The sequence below is a fragment of the Anaerobiospirillum succiniciproducens DSM 6400 genome (assembly GCF_000482845.1).
GTDB lineage: Bacteria > Pseudomonadota > Gammaproteobacteria > Enterobacterales > Succinivibrionaceae > Anaerobiospirillum > Anaerobiospirillum succiniciproducens.
On sequence record NZ_AXWV01000114.1, the window covers coordinates 1 to 6219 of the forward strand.

Below are 6219 nucleotides of genomic sequence, written 5' to 3' on the forward strand. Positions count from 1 at the left end.
GAGGCAAGTAGGCAACAGGCTGGATATAGGACTGCAGCAACAGCCTTAGATAAGGTAAAGGCTGTAAAAATATGGTTCTAGGTTTTAAGAATGCAGGGCGTTACAGCTCAAAAAGCTGATGAAGCTTAGCTAACCTTGATGGTATGCAGTGAGGGAAGCTTGTAAAGAAATGTTGTATCTATGAATTTAGGTACAAAAAAACGGCCTTAAAGCCGCTTGAGTACCTGATGGCGGATGGAGTGAGATTCGAACTCACGGAGGACGCAAATCCTCGACGGTTTTCAAGACCGTTGCATTCAACCGCTCTGCCATCCATCCGCATAGGTTGTGCGCACATTATACCGATATTTTTACACTGTGCAAGCCTAAAGCTACAACATTTTGCAAAGAAGTGCGCTACAGGCGCTCAAATGCCTTATATAAGCCAATTTCTAATGCATTAACTTTTTGTCTAATGCTGCTAAACAATGGTTTTTAAGCTAAAAATAATTAAAAAAGCGCTCATGATTGGCTAGGAATTTTGCTGCTCATGATCGCTTCATAAGATCATATGCATCAGGCTACTGCTTAATCATGCGTTTTAGTGAAGTAGTATCCTAATGCGCTCCTTTTAACTCAATACTTATTAGAATGAATAACGTACATTAGCGTTCACACCAAATGAATCAGTGTTCCCTGAATATACGTAGTTCACTCCGATTGTGCCGCCAATAGATCCATACTGAGCGGCAAGGCCACATTTACACCATCGTTAAGCTCATCCACAACTTCGGTACTTAACTTAACCATAGGCAGACCGTCGCTTAAGGTAGTTGAGGTCACTTCGGTATCACCAGTGTTGAAGGTGACGTTGAAGTCAGCACTTGGGGCTAATGACCAACAGCCTGTAACATCCCTAAGTTAGAAACTTACACTAACTCACTAACTCACTAACTCACTAACTCACTCACTCACTCACTCACTCATACATGCATTGCATTGAACATCTGTCTGTTGATTAGTTGCATTGAGGTGTGCGGGGCAAATTTATTGCGTTTATTAGGTAGTAAGTACGGGTAGAAAAGTCTAAAAATCGTGTCCAAAATAGTGCATTAATTTAAGAATGCCTTATATATCGTATTTGTTCTTTAGTTTACAGATGTTTTTGGTCGATATGTAAGTTTATAGAAGCCAAAACTTGATCTTTATCTCTCTAGAGTATGTTTTGAAAATTAGGTTTAGATCAAATTTGTGTGCACTATTTTAACCTACATGATTTTTATGTTTGTATGTAAAAATACTCTGTGGTAGCTGTATTTGACGTAGATTCTTAGTTAAATAGTTGTTAAAAGTGGCCTATTTATAATGTTTGTGCTGACAATATGGTGAAGTGTTGTTTCTTTATATAGAGATTAAGGTGGCTTGCTTGTTTGGGTGCGTTGCCTTACCAAAATGGATCGCAGTTTTTAAATTTGAGGGCTTATGAACGGTTTTTCTTGATAGCTGGTTTAGGTGCGCGTAAATTAAGCCCTGTACTTCAATCTAATTCGTTTTTTAGGAGATACGACATGTCCTATTCACAGCAGGTCTTCGAGCAGCTCTCACAGCGTTATTCTTATCAGCCTGAGTTCTTACAGGCAGTTGAAGAGGTTTTAGGTACCCTTCAGCCAGCTCTTGATAAGAACCCTGCTTATCAGAAGAACAAGATCCTCGAGCGCATCACTGAGCCTGAGCGTGTTATCCACTTCTTGGTTCAGTGGGTTGACGACAAGGGCGAGATCCAGGTAAACCGTGGCTACCGCGTACAGTTCAACTCCGCAATCGGTCCTTACAAGGGCGGCTTACGTTTCCACCCATCTGTGAATGAGGGTGTTTTAAAGTTCTTAGGCTTCGAGCAGATCTTCAAGAACTCCTTAACTGGTACTCCAATTGGCGGCGCTAAGGGTGGTTCAGACTTCGATCCTAAGGGCAAGTCCGACAATGAGATCATGCGCTTCTGCCAGGCCTTCATGGTTCAGTTACACCGCTACATTGGTGCAACCATTGACGTTCCAGCTGGCGACATCGGTGTTGGTGGTCGTGAGATCGGTTACTTATACGGCACTTTCAAGCGCCTCACCACCTCTTATGAGGGTGTTTTAACTGGTAAGGGCCTCAACTACGGTGGTTCCTTAGCACGTACTGAAGCAACTGGTTACGGTACCGTTTACTTTGCTCAGGAAATGTTAAAGGATCGTGGTGATTCTTTAGAGGGCAAGGTTGCTACCGTTTCAGGTGCTGGTAACGTTGCTATTTACTGTTGTGAGAAGTTATACCAAAAGGGTGCAAAGCCAGTTACCGTATCTGACTCACGTGGTTCTGTCTACGATCCAGATGGTATTAAGGTTGATGTATTAAAGCAGGTTAAGGAAGTTGAGCGTGCTTCATTAACTCGTTATGTTGAGTTAGTTCCAACTGCTAAGTACGTTCCTGTATCAGAGTACCCAGAGGGCAAGCACTTCGTATGGACCGTTCCATGTGACGCTGCTTTCCCATGCGCAACCCAGAACGAGCTCTTCTTAGAAGACGCTAAGACCTTATTAGCTAACGGCTGTAAGTGTGTTGCTGAAGGCGCTAACATGCCATCTACTATCGATGCAATTAACGCATTTTTAGCAGCTGGTATTTGCTACGGCCCTGCTAAGGCTGCTAACGCAGGTGGTGTTGCTACCTCTCAGTTAGAGATGGAGCAGAATGCTTCTATGACCGCATGGCCATTTGAAGTTGTTGACAAGAAGCTCCACGACATCATGATCAACATCTACAACAATGCATCTGAGACCGCCAAGGAGTTCGGCGCACAGGGCAACCTCGTATTAGGTGCTAACATTGCTGGCTTCCGTAAGGTTGCTGATGCAATGATCGCTCAGGGTGTTATCTAATCACACATAAAACAGTCTAGTGCCTAAAATCTCCTCTAGGCACAAGCAAAAGATTGAAGCCTGGACCATGGCGTTGTTAACTTAATGCCATGGTTCCAAGCTCCAATAGCCTTTCTATTATGAGTCTTCCACGACTTCCTCTTATAGTCCTCTCAAGACTACCTCTTCAAATCACCCTCAGAACCGCTCTTTGATTTGCAATCTCTCTTTTATCTTTACCCTTGCGTATCTTGTTTTGTCAGTGATCTTTAATTTTGTCGAGGCGTATATGCTTGATAGCAAACCATTACTTTTAGCTTGGTATGACCAGTTACAGCTCGTAATTGGCAGCGATAGTGTTATGGGAAAGTCTCAAGCTATAGCTTATGTATTTAGCTAAGTGAGAGGTGTTGGGGGCTTGCATTAGGTTTTTATTTAGACCAGTACTACTAGAAGTTTTGTTATATCTAGTGCATAGATAGGAAGTTCATAGGCATCAGCTTTGTACGAAGTGTAAGATTTTGCTTCAAATGATCACTCTTGTAATACAAGCAAGAAATGCAATGTTAACAACTTCGATACAATTTGTGTTAATTCGCTTGTGTTTCTTGATGCTTTACATAGCCTTTTCAAGGCATAATGGTTAGATTATGCAATATGTAGTTACCTAACTTGCACTAAATTGCGGTGGTAACTCTCTGATGTCTTGGATCACGGCTTTATTGGACTGTGACATACATCTTTAGATGAGATGGCGATAGGCCCAATGTTGTTTAATTCAATCTCTTGATAACGCGCTACTTATAGAACGTTATTTTGGCGATTTTTGAATTAAGACAATAGTACCTGGGTGGGCTTAGCGGCATGGATAAGGCATTAGATGTGCTAATCATGAGGCTGATGTACAGAGCCTGCTAAATATTTAGCAAGTTCTCAATAAAGAAACAGTGCTATACAACTAAATGTTAAGACTACAAGCTTATTGGTGTGACATAGTTCATATCATTGGTGAAAAATTTGTAGCTTTATTGTCGCAGTGTAAATTGTGTCACAGTAACTTTCTTTAGTTAAACATATTATATGGCAGTCAAGCTAACTGTTTTTTATGGCAGCAAGTTTGTCAGTTTGTGTTTTCACTAAAGTTTTAACTAAACACTTATCTTTAGCGCATTAGCTGCAAGCCTTAAGTGTGAGGCATTAATAGATTTATCAGCAAACAAGCCGATTCTTTATTTAAGAGTGCGGCACAGCAGTCTGTTTAACTCTCAACCTTAGGTTGTATGGTGATGCTTTAGGTTAAAGCAAAACAGGTGCTGTCAGGGAGAGAGCCATGGATTGGTACTATAAACTGGCAATTAAAACAAAGTTGTTATTCAACTTCTGTGTCCTAATATTTCTTACTTTAATCATCACTTCTGTATCTCTGTACTCTTTAAGAGGTAATCAGGCTATTGCAACCGATGTTCACAATACTCTGAACAATCGTTATGGTGTTGTTGATGATATTCACACCACAGCATATGAGATCGAAGTTTTAATCGTCTCATATATTGCTGCAATGCAGTTTGGTAATACAGAAGAAATTCATCGTGAGTTAACAGCTGTCGCTGAGCCTTTTAGTTCTAAAGTTTCAAATTATAAAGCCGCTGTATACCATGATGCTGCTCGTCGCTTAAAAGAGTATGTAGCTGAGTTTGAACAAAATTTTGAGCGTGAGTTAGTACCTCGTGTTGAAGCAGGTGATGCTGCAGGCGCATTAACTGTTTACAGAAGCAAGATTCAGCCTTTGGTTGACTCCATCTTTGCCGAGCTGAACTATATGCGTAATGGCATGTTCAAGGAAGTTAATGATGCAGTGGATAAGTCAGCAGACTCACGTCCGCTCATCTTAGTTTCTTCCATTACTGTACTTGCCATTGTGCTTTCATTAATGATTGCAACTTTCTCCGCTCGTTACATTACTAATGCTTTAGACGTAATCATGGAAAGCATGCGTCATATGGAAAAGCAGGACTTCTCTAATAAAGTCGATCTTCCATATGAAGATGAGATCGGTAAGCTTGGTCGCACCTTAGAGGCTTTACGTCATCAACAGTCATCTGTTATGTACAAGCTCGTTGAGATCGGCCGCAACATCGATCGAGAAATGAAGAATGCTAGTGAAGCAACTGAGCGTTTAACTCATCATGCTAACGACTCAGAAAACCGTGCTATTACCATTGCAGCTGCAGCTAATGAGATGGTTGCTACCACTCACGAGATTGCTGCAAATTGTGAGGCAGCAGCTGATTTAGCTCGTAAGTCTACTGATAAGACTAACGAAGGTATGCACACTGCTAAGGAGTCGATTGACGCCATTATTGAGCAGTCCGAGCAGTCTAAGACTAACAATAAGCAGATCGAGGCTATGATCAATCAGTCTCGTTCTATTAACTCAATCGTTAACACCATTGATGAGATTGCAGCTCAGACCAACTTATTAGCTCTGAACGCTGCAATTGAGGCAGCCCGCGCTGGTGAGGCAGGTCGTGGCTTTGCTGTGGTTGCTGACGAAGTTCGTGCCCTGGCATCACGTACTAGCTCCTCAACTGGCGAGATTTCCTCTAAGGTTAAGGGCATGGAGAGTGTAGCTAACGATGCTACTGTATCCATGGAGCGTGCTGTAACTGGTATGGATAACCTTGCTCAGAACGCAACAGGTCTTGAGACTGTATTTAATGAGATCGCTTCTCACGTTAAGGATGTAAATGCTCAGATCGAGCAGATCGCAGCCTCAGCTGAAGAGCAGTCCACTGCAAGTAATGAGATCTCAGCTAACATGCAGGATCTTACTAATACCTCACGTGATGTTGCTCAGATTGCTAACGAGAACCAGGTTGTTATTAGCAACACCTCAAAAGAAGTTGATCGCCTCATGAAGATCATGAACGGCTTCAAGTTCTAATTATTTAACTGCAAGCTCCTTAGTCGCTATTATTTAGTGCCTAAGTACTTGGTCGATTTTAGGGAGTGGCTTATATAAGGCTTTTGCTATATGATTTTGACCATGGTTCTACATGATCCGGACATGTAGTTTTCTATTACGCAAGCCTCATAAGTTAACGGTATACCGAATCATCTTTTAAAATCAATCGAAACCATTCAAAAATCAAGAATCTGTCTCGAGAACACTGAAAAAAGACAATAGGATCCCTAACCGAATAGATATATCCATTCAGCCATGTAGTCACATGTTGTGATATTAAGCTTAGTTTGTGTATGCCTACGCTCTATACCTCTGTATAGGGCGTAGGCTTATTTGTTTTAAGCTAGCTAGCTAATCTCTGGCGCTCCATCTTTT

The 6219-nt window shown here is 41.6% G+C and carries 2 protein-coding genes and 1 tRNA gene; 2 read left to right on the top strand and 1 reads right to left on the bottom strand.

Going from position 1 to position 6219, the window contains the following annotated elements:
• Positions 1 to 228: 228 nt before the first annotated feature.
• Positions 229 to 318: transfer RNA gene (locus H524_RS0111545), tRNA-Ser, on the bottom strand.
• 1229 nt (positions 319 to 1547) lie between these two features.
• Here H524_RS0111545 and gdhA point away from each other — a divergent pair.
• Positions 1548 to 2900: an NADP-specific glutamate dehydrogenase gene (gene gdhA, locus H524_RS0111550; protein ID WP_027940307.1), complete on the top strand. Its 1353-nt coding sequence runs from the start codon at positions 1548 to 1550 to the stop codon at positions 2898 to 2900.
• Between the two features lie 1309 nt (positions 2901 to 4209).
• Positions 4210 to 5823 (top strand): methyl-accepting chemotaxis protein, encoded by a 1614-nt coding sequence (locus tag H524_RS0111555; RefSeq protein WP_027940308.1) that lies wholly within the window; start codon positions 4210 to 4212, stop codon positions 5821 to 5823.
• Positions 5824 to 6219: the final 396 nt, after the last annotated feature.